Origin of the sequence: Yersinia similis, assembly GCF_001053095.1 — a bacterium.
Taxonomy (GTDB): Bacteria; Pseudomonadota; Gammaproteobacteria; order Enterobacterales; family Enterobacteriaceae; genus Yersinia; species Yersinia similis.
In genome coordinates this window covers 121,970-140,436 of the sequence record NZ_CGBP01000011.1, presented here as the reverse complement: position 1 = coordinate 140,436, position 18,467 = coordinate 121,970, and the positions used below count along the sequence as shown (strand labels likewise).

Here is an 18,467-nt window from a genome sequence, read left to right as displayed (position 1 = left end):
TGAATACGAACGACGACTACAACAATGTGCCTAAATCGGTGTCCGGTTTTACTTGACCATTACAGGGGGGCATCACTGAGGATCCAGTATTGTACGCGGCCGCCCTCAGCAGCGGCCAAATCGGTGAATTTGGTCGCCAACGTTTGCCAGCTGTCCAGCGTGGTACGAGAGAGGATCCAGGGTGCCATCAGCGACTCCCTGAATTGCAATTCGTTATGCATCTGCTTTTGCAATGAGTTATGCAAGGAGCTTCGCAGTACAATACCGAGAGCTGAAACTATCAGTATGGAGGCCAAGGCAAACATTAGCGCCAGCCGCCCAGAGATAGAACGCTTGATCATGATCACTCTCTCTATTCAGTCTGGCGATCGGGCCGAGTTTCAAGGACATACCCCATGCCTCGCACCGTATGCAGCAGTTTGACCGGGTAGGGCGTATCTATTTTCGCCCGCAGGCGTTTTATCGCCACCTCAACGACATTAGCATCGCTGTCAAAATTCATGTCCCAGACCTGCTCTGCAATCATCATTTTTGACAGAATTTCCCCCTGATGTCTGGCTAACAGGCTTAACAGGGCGAACTCTTTGGCGGTGAGTTCAAGACGTTCACCGGCTCGCGTGACACGCCTTGCCAGCAGGTCGAGATGTAGATCATTAATGTGCAATTGGCTGACATCTACACCATCACTGGGACGCCGCCTCAATAACGCCTGGATACGCGCAACCAGTTCAATCAGCGAAAAAGGCTTAGGCAAATAATCGTCGGCACCGTGACGCAGGCCCTTAACACGTTCATCAACCGAGCCACGGGCGGATAACATCAGAACCGGGGTTTGCTTGCTGGCGCGTAGGCCTTCGAGAACGCTGTAACCATCCATGCCGGGCAACATGACATCGAGCACAATCGTATCGTAATCATACTCAAGAGCCAGATATAATCCGTCGATCCCGGTGGCCGCTACATCGACGGTAAAGCCCAACTCGCTGAGGGCGCGATTGATATACGAAGATGTCTTCTCCTCATCTTCTACCAACAATAGCCGCATGTTTGTCTCTCCCTTTACCCGTCAGGGCAACAAAAATCGCATTTCACCTATCTTAGCTGTTCATGACCAACACCAGGCTGACATTTTCCTGACATTTTTGTCAGGAAAGTATTTCTTTAACTGACAGAAATGTTATCTGGCCGTCATGCTGATGTCAGCCTGCCCGCCTTAGACTTATCTACAAGCCAACTCCGTGCAAATCAAGGTCAAGAGACGTGTCGGGGAAATCCGTGGTTTATTTTGGATATAGGGAGAATTATTTAAATGAAACACAATGCTTTTAAAATGACATCCGTTTTTAAAACGACATCGGTTTTTAAATCCACCTTGTTAGCGGCAGTGATCAGTCTTTCATCTGGGGGAGCAATGTCAGCCGATTATAAATTAAATCCATTTACACTGACTTATGACGGCGCGATTACCGAAAACGTAAAAGGCAAAGTCAATATTCATCCTGTTACTTATAAGCTAAATGGTTTGGAAATTTCTGCCAACGTATATACCCCCGCGAATTATGACCCCGCTAAAAAATACCCGGCCGTGGTGGTGGCTCACCCCAATGGCGGCGTGAAAGAGCAGGTCGCTGGCTTGTATGCTCAGCGTTTAGCAGAACAAGGCTATATCACCATTACTGCGGATGCCGCGTATCAAGGCGCGAGTGGCGGCTTGCCCCGCAATATTGACAAACCGGCTTACCGTATTGAAGATATTCACGGCATGGCAGACTTCATTACCCAATATCCTGGGGTGGATACGGTCCGTTTAGGCCTGCTGGGTATTTGCGGCGGTGGGGGCTACTCCTTGAAAGCAGGGCAAACCGACAAGCGCTTCAGTGCGATTGCCACGTTGAGCCTGTTTGACTCCGGTCTGGTAAGACGCAACGGTTATCAGGACTCACAACTTTCCACAATACAAGAACGTTTAAAACAAGCCTCTGATGCACGAGCACAGGAAGCTACTGGTGGAGAGGTTACTTACGTCGGGGATGCCAAACTGACTGATGAGCAAATTGCCAAACTGCCGTTTGACCTTTATCGGCAGGGTTTTGAGTACTACGGTAAAACGCATGCTCACCCCAATTCAACCTTCAGATACACCGCCAGCAGTCTGCTCGACTTAATGAGATTCGATGCGGCAAGCAATATGGATTTAATCGATAAGCCGCTACTGATGATGGCAGGCAGTAAAGCCGATTCCCTGTATATGAGCGAAACAGCGTTTAAAGGTGCTAGCAACGCAAAAGATAAGGAACTGTTTCTGATTGATGGTGCGACCCACATTGAAACCTATTGGCAACCGGAATATGTGAATCAGGCTATAGGTAAATTGGATCAGTTCTACGGGAAAAATTTATAAAAGAGAAACGATCATGCGTTCCGGTAGAAGCATCAGGGCCATTAGACACTAAGTTTTTTACTCATGCCGAGTGGCGATTCGCTTACCATCCGAGATGTTATGAAAACAAAAAAACTTTGAGGTTATTGACAAAGTGCCCGCGACGGAGAGAACAGGCAGATCGTAAAGACGCCGGCTTCCCTGTATAAAAATAGCCTTCCCTGGGGGCTCGAGCCGCGCCATCCTTGGCGCGGACTCTTTACTCTTCTGCCTATCCTCACCGTTCAAGAGTGAGTCATCGGGGTTTGTCAGCACTCTGCTTTCAAGACTTATTATTGCGGAATAAACATTATTTTTCGGTAAATTTAACAGACTGAACAATCATGTTGATGACATCAAAATTCTGGTAAAAACCAACCGTATCAAACAATAATTGTGTCTTAACATCATAAACAATTGCCATAAAACAGGTGCCACCCGCGGCGTGAAAACCAGTTTCTTCATCGCTGACGCCACACGTCTGCGTAGTCTGCATCCCTTTCCAGCCTTGCCCTTTAATTATATCGACAGGGCTAGGGGCATCCATTCCCGCTTCCCGCATCCAGACACCGTTATCGTTATAAAAAATCATACTGTCTGTCGCCTGTTCCAGAGTGCCATGCTGAACACAAATATTTAACGTGTATTCTTCGTCAGTCAACCGTTCTGGCTGATTGAGGTTGACGCATTGCTTTTCTTTTTTGACTGACCAAGTACTTGGATAACTGAAGCTGAAACCATTGCCCTGATATGAGGCTATCTGTCGCATCTCTGCTAACGGATTTTCTGGTTCTTTGAGTGATTTATCAGTACGGCAGGCATTTAGAGGACGAGCCGTTGCTTTAGTCAGATTATTCATGCGCTGTGTCGTGGGGTCTGTATCCGTAGTGATGCATGCACAGCCATAACCATAGTTTCCATTCCCGGTACGAACCCATTGGGCAGGACTAAATTCAGGCCAGTCACCTTTCGCCTGATAGCCGCCCTGCGTGCCTATTTCCCACATGCCATCACGATCAGTCAGCGTAGCATTAGCTGGAGTCGGGTTTTCAAACCAGCCACAGCGACGTTCGGCACTATTGGCTGCGTGTGAATTCGTTACAGCACTAACAGAAATCACTCCAGCCAGTGTAAACAGAAAAAAGAAACGCATGGAATATCCTTATATGAAAGCAAAAATCCACGCAATTGCGTGGATTTTATCGCGTTGATCAGTTATCACGAGATTCAGTGAAACCTCATGAGACAACAGAAGCTGTTTAGACGTTGAACCGTGATTTTTTAATTATCATATTGATATTTAATATTTAATATTTAATATTTTTATTTTTTGATGTTATTTTTATACTCACTCCCGTACTCACTTTGGTTAATGCTGTTAACTGAGGCTAGTTATCACAACTTCTGTTTATCCATTCTTCTTACCAAGAGTATATCTTTTATCGCTGACATTCATAAGCTACTTTAGCTTAACTTATTGTTTTATTAGTGCGAATGTATCGTTTATAGTATGGTTCTATGCTCAAAAATCATACCATGTACAAGCACTCAAGCTAGTAACTAGCTGTATAGGACAAAGATTCTTGCATAGGGCGACTAACGCTATTCACTGTCAGAAGGAGCTCTCAATTGAGTAAAGCTGGTATTCAATCTAATAGGGGGGATGGATATCAAACGTTGGTAGCGTTTGAGTGGGCTTTGACCGTGTTATCCAATCCTGACTATCAATGGTTAGAGACAGATTCAGTGAAATGGCTGGTCGATGACATTGTGATAGGGCGGACTGACGGTACAATAATTTGTTGTCAGTGCAAAAAAAATCAAACAGGATTTCGAGCGTGGTCGTTCACCGATCTTAATGATGAGCTAGAAAAGGCCATTAAAACGCTTATACAAGATCCTACTACGACAGTCAGATTCTACTCCCGTACCCCTTTTGGTGAACTGGCAGCTTTACAAGAGTTTAGTACTAATTTTCCAGATGAAAGTGCCTATCATGCTGCTTTAAAAGAGACAAAGGTACATGAGGCGACAAATAGAAAGCTCAGTGAATTAATTGCAAAAATATCTTCTAATTTTAATAGTTATGAGCTTTTATCCAGAACAAAATTTGTTACTAGCGATATTCATGAGCGAATGAGAGAAACACTAGAAGAGCGCTTACAATATTTGGTGAGTAATTCTGTTGCAGCTTTTAATTCACTTTGGACTTGCCTTGATTACCAAGGGATGCGAGTTGCTGATACGCAAGATAATAAACTGTCATCTTGCTCGCGTTTAACCAAAACCGACCTTATAAATCTTCTTTCTCAGTCAGGTTGTGTTATTTCTCCTCCAACAGACATTCAATCTATTTTTAATTCATTCAGAAAAACATCATCGATTGGTCGTTCGTGGCAAAGAGATATTGGTGGTCATCGCATTGACACTCTTTTAGTTAGTGAATTAATTGAGGCTATCAAAAGCAAGAGCCATTCCATATTAGTGACTGGAGGGCCGGGTTCAGGGAAAACGTGTATTCTACTTGAATTGCAGGAGAAATTAGAGCAATTGGCGCAATCTGATAGTGCTATGTTACCGCTATTTATTCAATCGCGAGAGTTTGCTGATTTAGAAACTGCACAGGAACGGCAATCTCTAGGGTTAGATGAGCAATGGATTGAAAAGATTGCGCGTGTAGCTGACAGCTATCATGTAATAGTCATAATTGATTCACTTGATGTGCTTGCTATAGCTCGAGAACATACGGTGCTAACGTATTTTTTAGCTCAAATAGATCAGCTATTATTAATTCCAAATGTTACCGTTATTACGGCTTGCAGAGAGTTTGATAGACATTACGATAGACGTATATCTCAGCGCTCATGGGATAAAGAGTTTAAGTGCCAGGCATTAGATTGGGAAGGTGAAATCATGCCGTTGCTTGAAAAACTCTCAATCGACTCATCAGCTATTGATAACACAACGCGACATTTAATTAGCAATCCACGTGAGTTAGCTCTATTTATAAATCTTGCTCAAAGAGATGGTAGTTTTAATATAGTGACTAGCCAAGCGCTAGCTCAACGCTATATTGATTCAATTATGTTGACGAATCCATCGCTAGGTGATGAAGGGAAAATAGCACTTGAAAATATGGCCACGGAAATGTTAAAGCTTCGTAGCCTGTCGATACCAACTCAACGATTTACTGCTTCAGATGACATTCGTAGAGTGTTACTTAGTCATAATTTTTTGCATGAAACTGAGGATAATAAATTAACATTTGGGCATCAAACGTTACTTGATGTATTAGTTATTAGTAGAGCGATTCGCCATGGATTGACTTTAAATGATTTTATAAAGGATCTCCCACCAGTACCTTTTGTCCGCCCATCTATTCGTAGCTTTATTGCACAGCTTGTCAATGAAGGAAGACAAGAGTTTAGAAAACAGTTACGAACGGTGCTTACCGGAAATTATGCTTTTCATATACGTCGCCTAGTTGCCGAGTGTTTTGCTGAGCAATTACCTCAAGATGATGATTGGCCAATGTTACGTGATTTACGTAATACGCATCGAGATGTTTTCCAAGTTATTTATAGTAAAACTTCACAAGTTGAATGGCATTATTTTTGGCTAAGGAATCTTGTTCCGGTTTTAAAAACTACGCGTGATGTTGATGGTATAGGAATTCATACTTACCGTATAGCTCATTGGTTAAATCTAGATCCATCAGGTGTCGTTGATTTTTGGATGGAAATATTAAGATCTGATTGGATAGATAAGTCACAATTGATCAGTAAGATTGCTGTTTCCATATCGAATATAAAGGAAGATCATGCATATTTGATGTCTCCTCTATTGCTGGAGCTATTTAAATTTCCACAGAAAGAATATAGCTTTTTAGGTAGAGCCCTTGCTCGCTGTGTTGCTGTAGGGGGTATTGATGATGCGGTGCTTTGGGATTACATCATTGCTGATGTTAAAGATGAAGACATTATATCCTATCGTTTTGGAAATAAGCTTAAGTGCCGACCACACGAATTTGGTGATAAGGATAATAAATTTCTTTCAAATAAAATGATTAATTCTATTACTTTGTTAGAGCTGGCCATATCGACAATTGAACAGTGGAGCAAAGTACGAAGTTCTCGATATGAAGAAGAAAATAATTATCGAAGTGGTTTTCTAAGTGGAACTTCTCATTCTGATGATCGCAGAATGAGGGATTTTGAGCATAAAGATAGTCAACGTGTCCTGATGGATGCTTTAGAAGTAGCTATTATTCATCATGCTAATATCAATTCTGAGTGGTGGCAAAACAATCGTGAGCGTTTATGTTTTAATCTAGAAGGTTCACTTCGTTACTTTGCATTGTTAGCATGTATTAATTCTCCGCTAACTAATCTTGACATATCCTCTCGTTTGCTGTCGAAAGCGGATTTATTAGAGTCTGAGCTTTCTCATGAATTGGGCACTTTAGTTCAGAAAGTTTTTATCCATTTGAGTTCAGAATCCCAAGATGCAATACAGATTATAATACTTGATCTTTCTCAGAGATATGCTGATGTTCCTGAGTATAGGCAATATATGCTTAAAGATCAGGCCAGGTTTATTATTTGTATGCCATGTCATTTACGTTCACCGTCATGTGTAAGTATTTTAGATGAATATAGTCGTTCAAACTGGCCACTTGAACATAAACCAGATGTTAATGGGTGGTGCGGAATTGTAAGAGCTCCGTTCTCATATGAAGTTTTTAATGAGCTTAGTAATGAAGGCGTTCTCAGTCTTCTTGAGCACTATAATGGATATAGGCGAGACTCATTTAGCGACATGTTAATTGGTGGAGAGGAGCAAGTTGCTCAACAACTGAGTGAGGCATCTTCAAGGGATCCATTACGATTTTTGAGTTTTTTATCTTCTTACTGGCAGGATATAAATGAAGAGTTTCGAAATCATATTATGGATGGTATTGCACATTATTTGAATTATCGTTATGGAAACCTTCGCCCAAATAATGACTGGAAACCGATTAATGAACCTAATATTGATGTTTTAGTTAGCAATACTTTAGATGAATTGGAGCGACATTCTGTCTATTGGAGGAAAAACCGCTCTGCTTCTGAAGTGCTACAAGGATGCTCACATGTAGTAAAAGATATCAATAATGCGAAAAGAATAACTTTTTTATCTATTCCTTATTTAGCAGTGGAAGAAAGAGAGCCTATCTCAGGAGATGGTGTCACTTTTATTGGCATAGGTATTAATATGATTCGAGGGCATATCGCTGATGCTCTTATGGTTCTGACAATAAAATTATACGAAGAACATATCTCTTGGCCTGAATTACTGTTACCGACACTACATCAATTTGCTACTAACGATCATCCTGCGGTGAGGGCTGTAGTATTACGTCGTTTACCTCATTTACAGCATATTTTACCTGAAGTTGGTTGGGGGGTTTTTGAATTAATAATGCGGAAAGGTAGTGAAGGACTTTGGGATATGGCAGAACGTTGTCTCTATTATACCTATCATCATGAGTTTGACAGAGTTTCCCCATGGTTAAATAAGATTGTATCTGAAGGTATTAAAGATGGATTGCAAGCATGGGGAAGAATATCTGCATTAGCTGTATTGTCAGAAAAAATAGAAAATTGTGACTTTATCAAACAATTAAAAGAATTAAGTGATAGTGATGCATGGGAAGGTGCTATTGATGTTTGGACACATCGTGAGAATTTTCAACGGCATCAGGATTTATGTCTTGCTGATTTGTCCACTGCGTTAAGTGATGATAATCAATATGCCTCAACATTAATAGGGTCGATGGGTAGCATTTTTAGAGAAAAGGAGCCTGTTATTATTTTACCTATGCAAATGTTAGAGCGTTATTTTTCATTAGTATCTATGAGTACTGATGCATCGAGAATTGGTTTATTAGATTTTGGTGCATGGGTAAATATTGTTTCATGCATAGATCCTTTGTATGCATTGAAGGCTACAGAGATTTATCTTGAATATGTTCGTACAACAAAAACCTATTTGCATGACCATGATAATCATTTAATGCAGCTATTGACTCGTTTATTTTCACAAGCAGAAGAGCGGGAAGATTCAGATGATGGAGAGATGCTACATCGAGTAGTTGCTTTGCAAGACACTATGCTGACTTTAGGTGTTGATGGGGTGAATACATGGTTGAAAGCTGCTGAACGAGCATAAAATAGATTGTGTTTTTCAAGCAAAATGTTCTGCGCTTAACCCTATGGGTTGGATGCCGTACCGGTGGAGTCTGCTATATGGCCTGGAACGATGTCGATCTCGATAAGGGCACCATTTACCCCAGGAAAACGAAAACTGGCATAGAACGTTACGTTCAGCTTTAACGCAAGCTGTCGAGTTTCTCAAAGTGCTGCGTTTAACCTCCGACAAATATCTGTTCCCTTCTCAGGCTGCCAAACTGCCGATTCAACAGAAATACTTAATTGAAAATGCATGGCGTTTGCGTGAAGCTGGTCAAATGTTGGATATTCCTCACTGGACGCCACATGATTTACGCAGGACAGTGACGTACTGGGTGGTCGCGTTTGCAGTGCCCTAATTATATTAAAGGGGATGAGATTGAATTTTGAAGGGTTATCTTATGCGGAGCTTGATCAATATGCTATGGAGCGTCTTATTTTTGATGAGGAAGAATTATCCCCTATCCTAAAAGGGCATATATTCATAGAGAAAATTCTTGAAAATTTAATATCAAGAAATCTTGTTGAACCTAAGATTTTTTTCAAGTCTACACGGTCGTTTGATCTCAAAGTCGATTTGGCTTTAGCTATGGGAGTGATTGATGAACAATATTATTCTGCATTCAAAGCTATCAACAAAGTGAGAAATAATTATGCGCATAAGCATGATTACAAAGTTTCTTTTGCAGAATTGAATGCTTTTAAGTTCGATTGGGAAGCTATTCAGAATAAAGCATATAAGGCTGCTTGTAGTAAGGGAATCGAGGATGCTGCAAGGATTGCAACAATATTTTTGTGTTGGAAGGCAATCCACCTTATTAGCTCGCCAGATTAATGACTGTTTTAGGGGCACTTCTGCCCCTGTGATTCAGTCTTATTTTGTCGCTTGTGCTAACACCGTAGCAGCAAGCTGTTTTGTTAGCTCGGCTGAACGTGGGTTATCAAGAGCTTTAGCCGCAATAGTTTCCATTTTATCGCTGGTGTGACTGGATGCAGCTCGTTGAGCAAGAGCTGAGGCCGCAAGCTGTTTCTGTAATTTAGATGCATTCGAATCGTTTAAGGTTCGACCAGCAACAGAAGCGACTTTACTTGACGTTTGTTTAGGATTCTTAGCCATATTTTAGCCCTTTACAGAAGTTGATAGGTTATATGTAGCACTGCCACCCAGTAAAAGATACTACATGTAGTGTTTAGGATAATCCTACCCGCTTCGCTTTACAATGCTTGCATCAAACTGTTATGTATAAATTTACAGTGATTCACTCTCTTGGCATTTTATCCTGAATGTGTTGTGTATTTTGATTATTTATGGGGGGCTGTTCGTTATTTGTTCATTTTTTACCATCTTAACGTAACACGCCAATTCCTTCATGCTGGCCCTTGGCTGTAAGTGTGGAAGGATTCTGTTTGCCCCCTCTTGTGACCTACAATCAGCACGATTCTCTCTTCTGGAACACCACCGCGCTCAAGCTGGCTGATGAACATTCCCCGCAGACTGTGGAAGACTTTCCACTCAGTCCCTTTCTCACCCAAAGCCTTATGCCAAGGTATAGGGGCCAAGCTCAAATCTCATCTCGAGTATGTATGGCGCTCATGCAGCGACGATATACGGCAACAGAGCGAGTTCTTTAGGCTGACTACGCGGCTTGAGAGTCTAACGAGTTGGTAACACCTGCGGAATGGGATTCTAGGGCGCTGGATGAAGTTACTGCTGATATGACCAAGGCTGCGTTACAATCAGCTTTCAACAGTGAAGGAGATCTGATTGCCCCACTTAGCATTCAAGGTCGCTGCTGGTGATACATAGATCGTTGTGGATGCGCTGGTAGCCAGCAGTCTGACCGCTGATTACCTAGGGATTGTAGTGACACTCACACCTCAACGTTGAACATTTATCAATGAGGTTCCAAAAGATATCGGGCCGAGATAACATCTGTATGGCATGTCGAAGGGTTAACTCTATTGGTTGAAGAGAATGGGCGATCAACACTACCCAGTTTTGGAACCAAGAGGAGTTAGAACATTGCCACATCTCATCTTATATAAGGATATAGCATTGTGAATACACAGTTCGATACGTTTATCTCCCCTTTATTATCAATAATAGATAACAAGTTCATTTTATTTCCATTCATCTTTACAATGATGATTTCATCTCTTTATTACATTAAGCGTAAAGCGAAATCAGGTTTTTCCATTGTAAATAGATTTTGGGCCTTTTGGCTTGGCTATAAAAAAGAAAGCAAGCATGACTTCATTAATGACATAATTGAAATAGAAAAATTTAATTACCACTACAATACTGATGCTGTATCGATAAAACAAAAGGAAAAATTCGAGGATTGGATTAAAAAGTATGAGTTAAACTTCAGAATCATCGCAAAACTTAAACGAAACCTTATAATCGACACATTGAAAATAAAGAAAATCAACAAAGCAGTACCAACACTAACTTTTTTCTCTCTATTCATCCCCCTCTTTCTTTTCTTTGCAGCACTGGTTGTAGCTATTAAACCTGCGGGGCTAATAAACATCAATAATACAGGCTGGTTTTGGTTTAATAAAAAAGAGGCAATAGAGTATAACTTTTTAGGTGGCAGGGAAAGCTCTTGGGTTATAACACCACAAGAATGTGAGAAGAAAACTGACATAGTCATAAAACTACCGCCTCAAACTATAGATATAATTTGCGAATCTTTTAATAGCAAAAGGTCATTAGAATACATCGATTCCTTAATAGAAAAACAAAGATGGGCATTCGGCATATTTAGTGTGATGTTTTTATTTTTCGTCATTTATCTTTTTATGCAGACTATTTCTTTACTAATTACGTATGATGCAAGGAAGATGGTTTTTTTGAAAATAAAAAAGCATAGATCTGACCGGTTAAAATAAAACGCCAAAAACAGGTGGTCATAAAAAACCATCTGTATTTTATTTAAATGCAATTAGTTAGTCATTTGAATGCAATTGTATTTTGCATGGGATCTCACTGGGTGCTGATATTACGCCATCCAATATAGGAGTAATTATTACCCTGCATTCGCCCGGTGAATTCGATTGAACGTAAAGGGTATTATTGCTATTAGGTGGTGTTTCTGTTGCTTTCTCTTGGAGCGAGAAAAACCGGAAAAGAACAACAATGATAATGATGATCGCAACAACGGCGATAAGTTTAATTTTCATAGGGTAATCCTGTCTCTGGGTGAAAACATGAATTACGTCATCCAGACGTAAATCTATTTTCTACGTGCATTGAACGAAACAATCAGTGAAATGGATATACCTGACTTCGCTGAACGGAGCATCGTCGATGAGAGTACGGCTCTTTTGTGAAGGGTTGGTGTTAACATACGTTTCGCACATTCAAATTCATCGCTTCCATTTTCAGTATTGTGAATAAACACAAGTAAGCATCCTTTCGCCTTTTTTAATAATCTGGCATTGTCAGCGATGACTTGGTTCATAACTGATTCGACATTCTGTGATTCATGAAAATGGAAGTGTATATGGTTACCCGCGGTGATAGCCATTATTGTATCACCATAATCAAGACCAGTAAGGTCGGTAAAACATACCAGTGAAAGCACGGCACAGACGACATGCTGCAATACACGCCACGGCTCATCCCAACATGGGATATAGTACGCTTTTGATACGCTCCTCTTCAAATGGTAATCCTGATGTACCAGAATAAATGTGATGCATCTCGCTGCCTTTGCGATATCAATCAGATTTTCACTTTCCTTGCTGTCTATGATAATAATATTTAAATCGATATAACGACTATGCAACGTACACTCTTCTGCTGAAGATATTTTATGGTAACAAACGTCACCATTGAAATCTGGCAACTTGCTAACGTCTATTGCGGGGTCATAGGTGAAAATATTTACTTCAATCTCGAATGGCGGCATATTTAATGATTGTCGTGCTGACAAATCAAAATGGCGAATATTATCTTCTAATCGATGATTTTGCATGTTGTGGTTCTCAATATAAGTGGGCGGAACAGGTATAAATGAACTGACGACCATCCATTGGATGGCCGCCTATACGTTAAAGCTCGTTAATGCAGATAGGGTGATTCAATTCATCTTACAAACCTGCTACTTAAATAAATGTACGAAAATGTCACCGCCGCGAGTAATAAACAGAAAACCTATAATGACGGTGGCAATTACCCCCATGATTCTGTTGTTATCGTTAATGGTGTTTTTTACGGCCACACACATAAAACCATCTAAAATCATGTTTGCCACATTCAGGTAGAAATACTCTTTTGCAAATGGTGGAATGTTAAAGTGATCTCTTACCAGAATAATCAGTACCGTTGGCAGAAACCACCATAGCCAGAACGTTACTGTTAATCCATAGCCGCCACTCAGTAATTTCTCTTTCACTGCATTCAAATCATTACGCTCAGTTTCTTTAGGCTGATTTTCATTTGTGGGTGACATTATAGATCCTTATTTAATGAAATGTTATCCTGTCTGATTTTCTCAACCAGATTGGTTGCTCGGTTATAACCAATTCTGAAGTGATATTGAACGGCAGTTACGCTATTTTTTAGTTCACCACTGATGAGCATATTAAGCGTTTGGTCATAAAGTGGGTCTATTGGTAACTCTTTATTTAATTCAGTTGGCATGCTCCCTCTTATAAAAGGTGACCCATATGTGTAATGAATTACAAACTGTCATTTCAAGTTTTATTTATAAACGCCAGACAGTGAGTTCTCGGTATTCATGCCACAATAGCTATTGCACTCATCTGTGGCTTTAACGTTAAGGCGATTCTGGCCCCATATCAGAGTAATCAAGCATTGCTCTTTATCACGCCATTGCAAGGTGGTGTGTTGCGGCGTATCAGCAATGGCATTGGCAATTCCTTCCACTTCACAAGCATGCATATCTACATTGGTGTTTATGGAGAACTTTGCCTGTTGCCCATTACCCGGTACTGCTGACAACCTGATTTCACCATTGGGTTTCTGGTAGATAAATGTTTTCCCTTCCATTTTGGCGGCTACCGCTATATTGCAAAACAAGCTGCCAGCCAAAACCGCTAATATCATGTTTTTCATTGTGCTTCCTTGTCAGTTGATACGGATGTTTTTAGTGATTTTCCCCAGTGTCAGCGGCTTATGTGTCTCCACATAAAAGTAAGCCACATTAAAAGCTGATTTCTTATGGTTGCCTTTCCCCAGTGAAGGCCAGTCACGGAAAGCCTCTATTTGAGCTTCTGTATAGGGTGTGTTTGAGAAGTCGAACAAGACCAGTAAGGCTTTGCCCGGATACTTCATTAGCTTCTTCATTTCCGTGCTGTTGACGGTTGCGGAGACGGTGGATTTCGCTGCTGTGGGTTTGCGTACCGCAAACTCAACCGCCACATCATCAATCACAAAATCAATGTAGCCATTACCTGTTATTGTCCCCGGTAGCTTCCCCTGAACCTCGGGTGATACCGCATCAGCAAAGTACCCTAATAGGTAGCAACGCACCAAGGGGAGTAGTTCTCTTTCGTTACATTCATTCAACCGCAGTGTTTTGACAAACTCCTGCCGGTACAGCGAGTGGAAGAGGTATTCAAAACTTTCTGTTACCGATGTGATGGTGGTCGCCATTGCTATCCCTTCTTGGCATGAATCGAGGGTGCCTTGTTGAGATAGCGACTGGGCCACAACTGTTCTGGTGTCATGCCCAATACCCCGGCTATCAGGCGTTCTGCCTTAGGATAGTGTTGGCTGAATGCATTATTGAGTGTACGGGGAGCCAATCCTTGCTCGCGTGATAACTGCGACAGGCTCACTCCCCGCTTATGCAAGGCCGCCACTATGTCAGCCCGATGCCAATCTTCCAGACTTCCCTTAGGGGACTTTTTTTGCGATGCTACGTGGTTATTCACAATATTAACTCCTCTGTATCAGTACATGGATATTAAATGCGAATAAAAGATACTTATCAAGTTCCTTTTGTGGGTTGTTTTGCCGATTCTTTTTAACGCATTGATATCTGGATTAAAGTTCATGAAAAATAATTTGCCGCAAGAAACTCATGCTGATAATGAACAATGGCTCTCAGCACCCGCATTTGTCGGGAAACCGGGTATGCCGGGCACCGCAAAAGGTTGCCGCTTACGTCTGGAAAAACTGGCGGCTATGCACCCTGACATCAAGAGAAAGAGAACTGGACATAAGGGCTTTGAGTATCATATCCGTGCGGCGGGGATGTCGTTGCAAAGTGAGCGTGTTGAGCAGCAGCAGAAAACGCAAATAGCCTCGCCCTATGGCAGCGATGAACAACTTAACCTCTGGGTGCAACTGTTCAAGACCATGAAGCCACAGTCCCGCGACAGGCTGTTAAAGCAGGCATTGGAGCAGGTAGCCGATGATTTGATGTTAACCACTAATATGGAGCCAGAAGTGATGATGTTGGCACGTCAGTTGATGACGCTTTCTGAGGAACAGCGCCAGCAACTTTTAAGCTCTATTTCACACGCCTAATCCGGTCTGAATAGTTAATTTAGACCATTCCCAAGTTATTATTTAATTAATAGTTTCTCATTGAAACTATTTGCCATGGCATGTATTATTTGATAAAATGTCATTGTGGTAAAGTGATTATTTACAGCCACTCAAACCAATAATATTTAATTAATCCTTCACGGGAGGTGCAACTGCATTTCAAATTCGACTTGTTGACTATTTTAACTTAAATGGAAACGTTATGAATATCATCCATCAGGAAGACTATAGGCTTCCCATTAATCCAAAATTGATTGAACTATTATTTAAAGAAATGGGCAAAGCCCCGCCAATAAAGCAAAAGTTGAAAGCTGCATCTTTTATTTTTAGAGACACCGACTACAGTGCCGAGCTTGGTGGTTATCATCCAGTGGAAATCCGGCTAATCAAAAAAGAAGAACGTTGGTTTTTTGATTACATCACTGACTTTGCTTATATGGGGCGGGTTTACCCTGAATTAGAAAAGGAAATTGACTTTAGTTGGTCGCAACAATATGCATTCCATGCTGGATTAGGCGACCTCGGCCATAAGGCCGGTTGTGAGCTATTTGAATTATGGCAATCCAACTTTATTCAGTATTACGACCTAGACGTTTATACCGTCCAGTTCCTTTGGGAAATCTAAGTTAATTAAATCCATTTGGGGTATCTATTGTGGTCAAGGATAGAGGGATCAGTGCGTCCCAACAGGGCGACTTGGATTGTCTGTGCGGGGCGTACAGCTTGGTGAATATCATGGGGTATCTGTTTGATGGCAGGGTGAAGAGGAAGCCATTGATGCGTGCTCTATTGCGGGAGTACAGCTATGAATGGCCTTTGGAGGAATGGCTAACCCACGGCCTTGATGAACCCCGAATGGATTACTTGATTGAGCGGGTCTTGCGGCAAGGGTACTACCATAAACATTTTCCCACTCAAATCAGCCAGCCCTTCCGAGAACTTAAGCGATTAACCACCCTGAGCATCCTCACCGCAATGACCGAATACCTCAACCACAGTGAGTTCTCTCGCCTCATCCTGATTAGCGATCAACATCACTGGTCAGTCATCACCCGCATAGACAGCCAATACCTCTACTTCTTCGATAGCAGTGGTCGACGAAAATCACCACGCAAGAGCTGGTCACTCAAGCCTGGCAACAGTTCACACCAACTTTTCCCAGACTGTATTTACTTTGTTGAACGGGAGTTCTGACATGATTGACCGCTGCAATGAAGACCTGATCCTACAGCAGGCACAAACCATCATCGAAAACCGTTATATCCGGGGGAAACAACTGCTATCGGTAATGGATGTGCGGGATTACCTCATGGTCAAGTTGGCTCCGCTGGAACACGAAGTATTTGGTTGTCTGCTGTTGGATAACCAACAACGCATTCTTTCGTACCAGGAGCTGTTCAGGGGCACAATCAACGGCGTCAACGTCTACCCTCGCGAAGTGGTGAAGCTAAGCCTGCACCATAACGCAGCGGCGTTGATCCTTGTCCACAATCATCCCAGTGGTGAGCCAGAACCCAGTCAGGCAGACTTGGCAATCACCAAAAGGCTGGTATCTGCGTTGGAACTGGTTGATGTGCGGGTGCTTGACCACTTCATTGTTGCCGGTACACAAACCGTCTCAATGGCAGAGCGTGGGCTGCTGTAGGCGGCCCAGTTACTTGGTTTAATGTACGTTATAAAGAGTTAGCCATGTCCAAGCTTAAACTGACTGGTAATCAACGAAACACGAAGATCACGGTGTTCGATGCTTATATCAACACCTTGGCGATATCAGGCCGTGGCGGTATCACCAGTTTGCTGAACCATAGTGCTCGTATACTCAACAAACGATCTAACTCGCAGTCTTACCCCTGGGAGCAACTGGACTATGGCAAGGTGGCTAAAATACGCGCTTGCCTGCTGGATGACGGTTACGCTGTTGCAACGGTCAATATGGCGTTGGCAGCACTGCGATCACTTGCACAGACTGCATTCAACTTGCATCGGCTAGATGCGGAAACACTAGCACGTATCAAGGCTGTCAAACGCGTTAAAGGCGATCCGATACGGCAGGGAAGAGCGTTAAGTAGGCATGAGGTTCGGCTACTGCTGAAAGCCGCCAAAAGCCACGGTGAACCCGCTCGTAGATGTAGAGATACAGCTATCCTGCTGACTTTGTGCGGGGCTGGATTACGCGCTGGCGAATTGGTCAAACTTCAGGAGGGCGACTATTCGAATGGTCTATTGATTGTCCGACAAGGGAAGGGGCGAAAATACAGGGAGATCCATGTGGCTCCTGCTGTGGCTAACGCATTGACCGCATGGCTAGCTGCAAAAGGTGAGGGGTATGCTCTATTCACCAAAGTGAGTCGTTCTGGTCAACCGGCAGTTGGCGCATTAACCACAGCAGGATTGACGGCGATCTTGGAACAACTGAGAACCACTGCCAACGTGACTGAGTTTACACCCCATGACTTGCGCCGCACGTTCATAACTCAACTGCTGGAGCAGGGAGTTGATATCAATACAGTGCGTCAGTTGGCTGGCCATAGCGACATATCTACCACGGCCCGATACGATCACCGTGGCGATGAGGCCAAAATCATGGCTTCTCAGCGGTTGAGGTGCTGGTAGTAATTCGTTGGGAACGATGATTTAGAGCATCAAGAAACTCATTCAATACATTGACATCCAGAAGAAATTCAACATCCTCTTTCTTCCATCTAGTCGGTTTGCTCCCCTTCAGCGGTTTTCTATCAAACACATCATCAGGCGTTGGTTCTTGGTTACTATTCATATGGTGCACAATATGTGCGTTGGTTTTCCCTGCTTTTCGTAAGGAATTTGCTACTTGATATAAGTTGTACAATTTCTGACTTTTCTTTGTTATAGGTGGGATAAGAGGCAGTGGTGCGTCGCTGATATTCAGCTTTGAATAGATATCGTTATAAACCTTTTCTATACAATAACTTACAATGCTGTCTACAACCTTTCCACTGAGGGTTGGATTATTGAAATATTCAGGATGCGCTGATTTACTTATAAAAATAAGTTTTTCGAAATTATCTTGACCCAAATTTGCGTTTATTGACTTCATTTGGTTTTTTATCCCTAATGTTGTTATCTTTGTGGTTTAATGTTCTGTTTCATGATTGTTTGAATTTCCTGCAACCCTGGGCAATAGAGCTGCCAATTTTGCATGACCAAAGTTACAGCTATTTCTAGTTTTTTATTCCTTACATACAAATATTTTAGAGTTAAATGCTAGTTAGTTTTTCTGTGTTTTTATCCGTAATCGGTTGCTCATGCTCAA

The 18,467-nt window shown here is 42.1% G+C and carries 20 protein-coding genes and 2 pseudogenes; 10 read left to right on the top strand and 12 right to left on the bottom strand.

The window, feature by feature from the left end; translation table 11 throughout:
* Positions 1–65: 65 nt before the first annotated feature.
* Positions 66–341: pseudogene (locus AC971_RS10570) on the bottom strand (heavy metal sensor histidine kinase); the annotation flags it as partial.
* Between the two features lie 11 nt (positions 342–352).
* Positions 353–1,045, bottom strand: coding sequence for a heavy metal response regulator transcription factor (locus AC971_RS10565; protein ID WP_025383744.1), 693 nt, complete (start codon positions 1,043–1,045; stop codon positions 353–355).
* A 264-nt stretch (positions 1,046–1,309) separates the two neighbouring features.
* On the opposite strand from AC971_RS10565, the gene AC971_RS10560 reads away from it, so the two are divergent.
* Positions 1,310–2,401: an alpha/beta hydrolase gene (locus tag AC971_RS10560; RefSeq protein ID WP_025383745.1), complete on the top strand. Its 1,092-nt coding sequence runs from the start codon at positions 1,310–1,312 to the stop codon at positions 2,399–2,401.
* Positions 2,402–2,729: 328 nt separating this feature from the next.
* Here the strand turns inward: AC971_RS10560 and AC971_RS10555 are convergent, their stop codons facing one another.
* Positions 2,730–3,572 carry a DUF4087 domain-containing protein gene (locus AC971_RS10555; RefSeq protein WP_025383746.1) on the bottom strand — a complete coding sequence of 281 codons (843 nt, stop codon included), beginning with the start codon at positions 3,570–3,572 and terminating at the stop codon, positions 2,730–2,732.
* A 476-nt stretch (positions 3,573–4,048) separates the two neighbouring features.
* On the opposite strand from AC971_RS10555, the gene AC971_RS10550 reads away from it, so the two are divergent.
* The 3 genes and pseudogenes from AC971_RS10550 (at position 4,049) to AC971_RS10540 (ending at position 9,484) form a co-directional block, all read left to right on the top strand.
* On the top strand, positions 4,049–8,629 hold the full coding sequence (locus AC971_RS10550) for an AAA family ATPase (RefSeq protein WP_025383747.1): 4,581 nt from the start codon (positions 4,049–4,051) through the stop codon (positions 8,627–8,629).
* A gap of 20 nt (positions 8,630–8,649) precedes the next feature.
* A pseudogene (locus AC971_RS22975) lies at positions 8,650–9,015 on the top strand (tyrosine-type recombinase/integrase); the annotation flags it as partial.
* A gap of 13 nt (positions 9,016–9,028) precedes the next feature.
* Positions 9,029–9,484, top strand: coding sequence for a hypothetical protein (locus AC971_RS10540; protein ID WP_072071372.1), 456 nt, complete (start codon positions 9,029–9,031; stop codon positions 9,482–9,484).
* Between the two features lie 39 nt (positions 9,485–9,523).
* Here AC971_RS10540 and AC971_RS10535 read toward each other — a convergent pair whose 3' ends face one another.
* Together AC971_RS10535 and AC971_RS22970 are read right to left on the bottom strand one after the other, a co-directional pair.
* Complete coding sequence (locus AC971_RS10535; protein WP_025383750.1) at positions 9,524–9,766, bottom strand: hypothetical protein; 243 nt, start codon at positions 9,764–9,766, stop codon at positions 9,524–9,526.
* Between the two features lie 251 nt (positions 9,767–10,017).
* Complete coding sequence (locus AC971_RS22970) at positions 10,018–10,209, bottom strand: site-specific integrase (RefSeq protein ID WP_404282646.1); 192 nt, start codon at positions 10,207–10,209, stop codon at positions 10,018–10,020.
* Positions 10,210–10,707: 498 nt separating this feature from the next.
* Between AC971_RS22970 and AC971_RS10530 the strand changes: the two genes are divergently transcribed.
* On the top strand, positions 10,708–11,544 hold the full coding sequence (locus tag AC971_RS10530; RefSeq protein ID WP_025383751.1) for a DUF6216 family protein: 837 nt from the start codon (positions 10,708–10,710) through the stop codon (positions 11,542–11,544).
* A 344-nt stretch (positions 11,545–11,888) separates the two neighbouring features.
* On the opposite strand, the gene AC971_RS10520 is transcribed toward AC971_RS10530, so the two are convergent.
* The 6 genes from AC971_RS10520 to AC971_RS10495 form a co-directional block, all read right to left on the bottom strand.
* Positions 11,889–12,632 (bottom strand): hypothetical protein, encoded by a 744-nt coding sequence (locus tag AC971_RS10520; protein ID WP_144236093.1) that lies wholly within the window; start codon positions 12,630–12,632, stop codon positions 11,889–11,891.
* Between the two features lie 126 nt (positions 12,633–12,758).
* Positions 12,759–13,109, bottom strand: coding sequence for a hypothetical protein (locus AC971_RS10515; protein WP_025383754.1), 351 nt, complete (start codon positions 13,107–13,109; stop codon positions 12,759–12,761).
* A complete protein-coding gene (locus AC971_RS10510) occupies positions 13,109–13,300 on the bottom strand; it encodes a DNA translocase FtsK (RefSeq protein WP_025383755.1) in 192 nt (63 codons plus the stop codon). Before AC971_RS10510 ends, AC971_RS10515 begins: the two co-directional genes overlap by 1 nt.
* Before the next feature lie 60 nt (positions 13,301–13,360).
* Positions 13,361–13,735, bottom strand: coding sequence for a hypothetical protein (locus AC971_RS10505; protein WP_025383756.1), 375 nt, complete (start codon positions 13,733–13,735; stop codon positions 13,361–13,363).
* A gap of 12 nt (positions 13,736–13,747) precedes the next feature.
* On the bottom strand, positions 13,748–14,275 hold the full coding sequence (locus tag AC971_RS10500; protein ID WP_025383757.1) for a hypothetical protein: 528 nt from the start codon (positions 14,273–14,275) through the stop codon (positions 13,748–13,750).
* A 2-nt stretch (positions 14,276–14,277) separates the two neighbouring features.
* Entirely contained in the window at positions 14,278–14,556 is a 279-nt protein-coding gene (locus tag AC971_RS10495; RefSeq protein ID WP_025383758.1) for a helix-turn-helix domain-containing protein, read from the bottom strand.
* Between the two features lie 121 nt (positions 14,557–14,677).
* Between AC971_RS10495 and AC971_RS10490 the strand changes: the two genes are divergently transcribed.
* The 5 genes from AC971_RS10490 (at position 14,678) to AC971_RS10470 (ending at position 17,788) form a co-directional block, all read left to right on the top strand.
* Positions 14,678–15,154, top strand: a complete 477-nt coding sequence (locus AC971_RS10490; RefSeq protein WP_038402237.1) for a hypothetical protein — start codon at positions 14,678–14,680, stop codon at positions 15,152–15,154.
* Between the two features lie 223 nt (positions 15,155–15,377).
* Positions 15,378–15,800, top strand: coding sequence for a DUF2787 family protein (locus AC971_RS10485; RefSeq protein ID WP_025383760.1), 423 nt, complete (start codon positions 15,378–15,380; stop codon positions 15,798–15,800).
* A 29-nt stretch (positions 15,801–15,829) separates the two neighbouring features.
* Positions 15,830–16,369, top strand: a complete 540-nt coding sequence (locus AC971_RS10480; protein WP_048677588.1) for a hypothetical protein — start codon at positions 15,830–15,832, stop codon at positions 16,367–16,369.
* 1 nt (position 16,370) lies between these two features.
* The gene (gene radC / locus AC971_RS10475; protein WP_025383762.1) at positions 16,371–16,820 is read left to right on the top strand and encodes a RadC family protein; all 450 of its coding nucleotides are present in this window, start codon (positions 16,371–16,373) and stop codon (positions 16,818–16,820) included.
* Between the two features lie 44 nt (positions 16,821–16,864).
* The gene (locus tag AC971_RS10470; protein ID WP_025383763.1) at positions 16,865–17,788 is read left to right on the top strand and encodes a tyrosine-type recombinase/integrase; all 924 of its coding nucleotides are present in this window, start codon (positions 16,865–16,867) and stop codon (positions 17,786–17,788) included.
* Here the strand turns inward: AC971_RS10470 and AC971_RS10465 are convergent.
* Positions 17,757–18,251: a hypothetical protein gene (locus tag AC971_RS10465; RefSeq protein WP_025383764.1), complete on the bottom strand. Its 495-nt coding sequence runs from the start codon at positions 18,249–18,251 to the stop codon at positions 17,757–17,759. The two genes, AC971_RS10470 and AC971_RS10465, sit on opposite strands and share 32 nt — an antisense overlap.
* Positions 18,252–18,467: the final 216 nt, after the last annotated feature.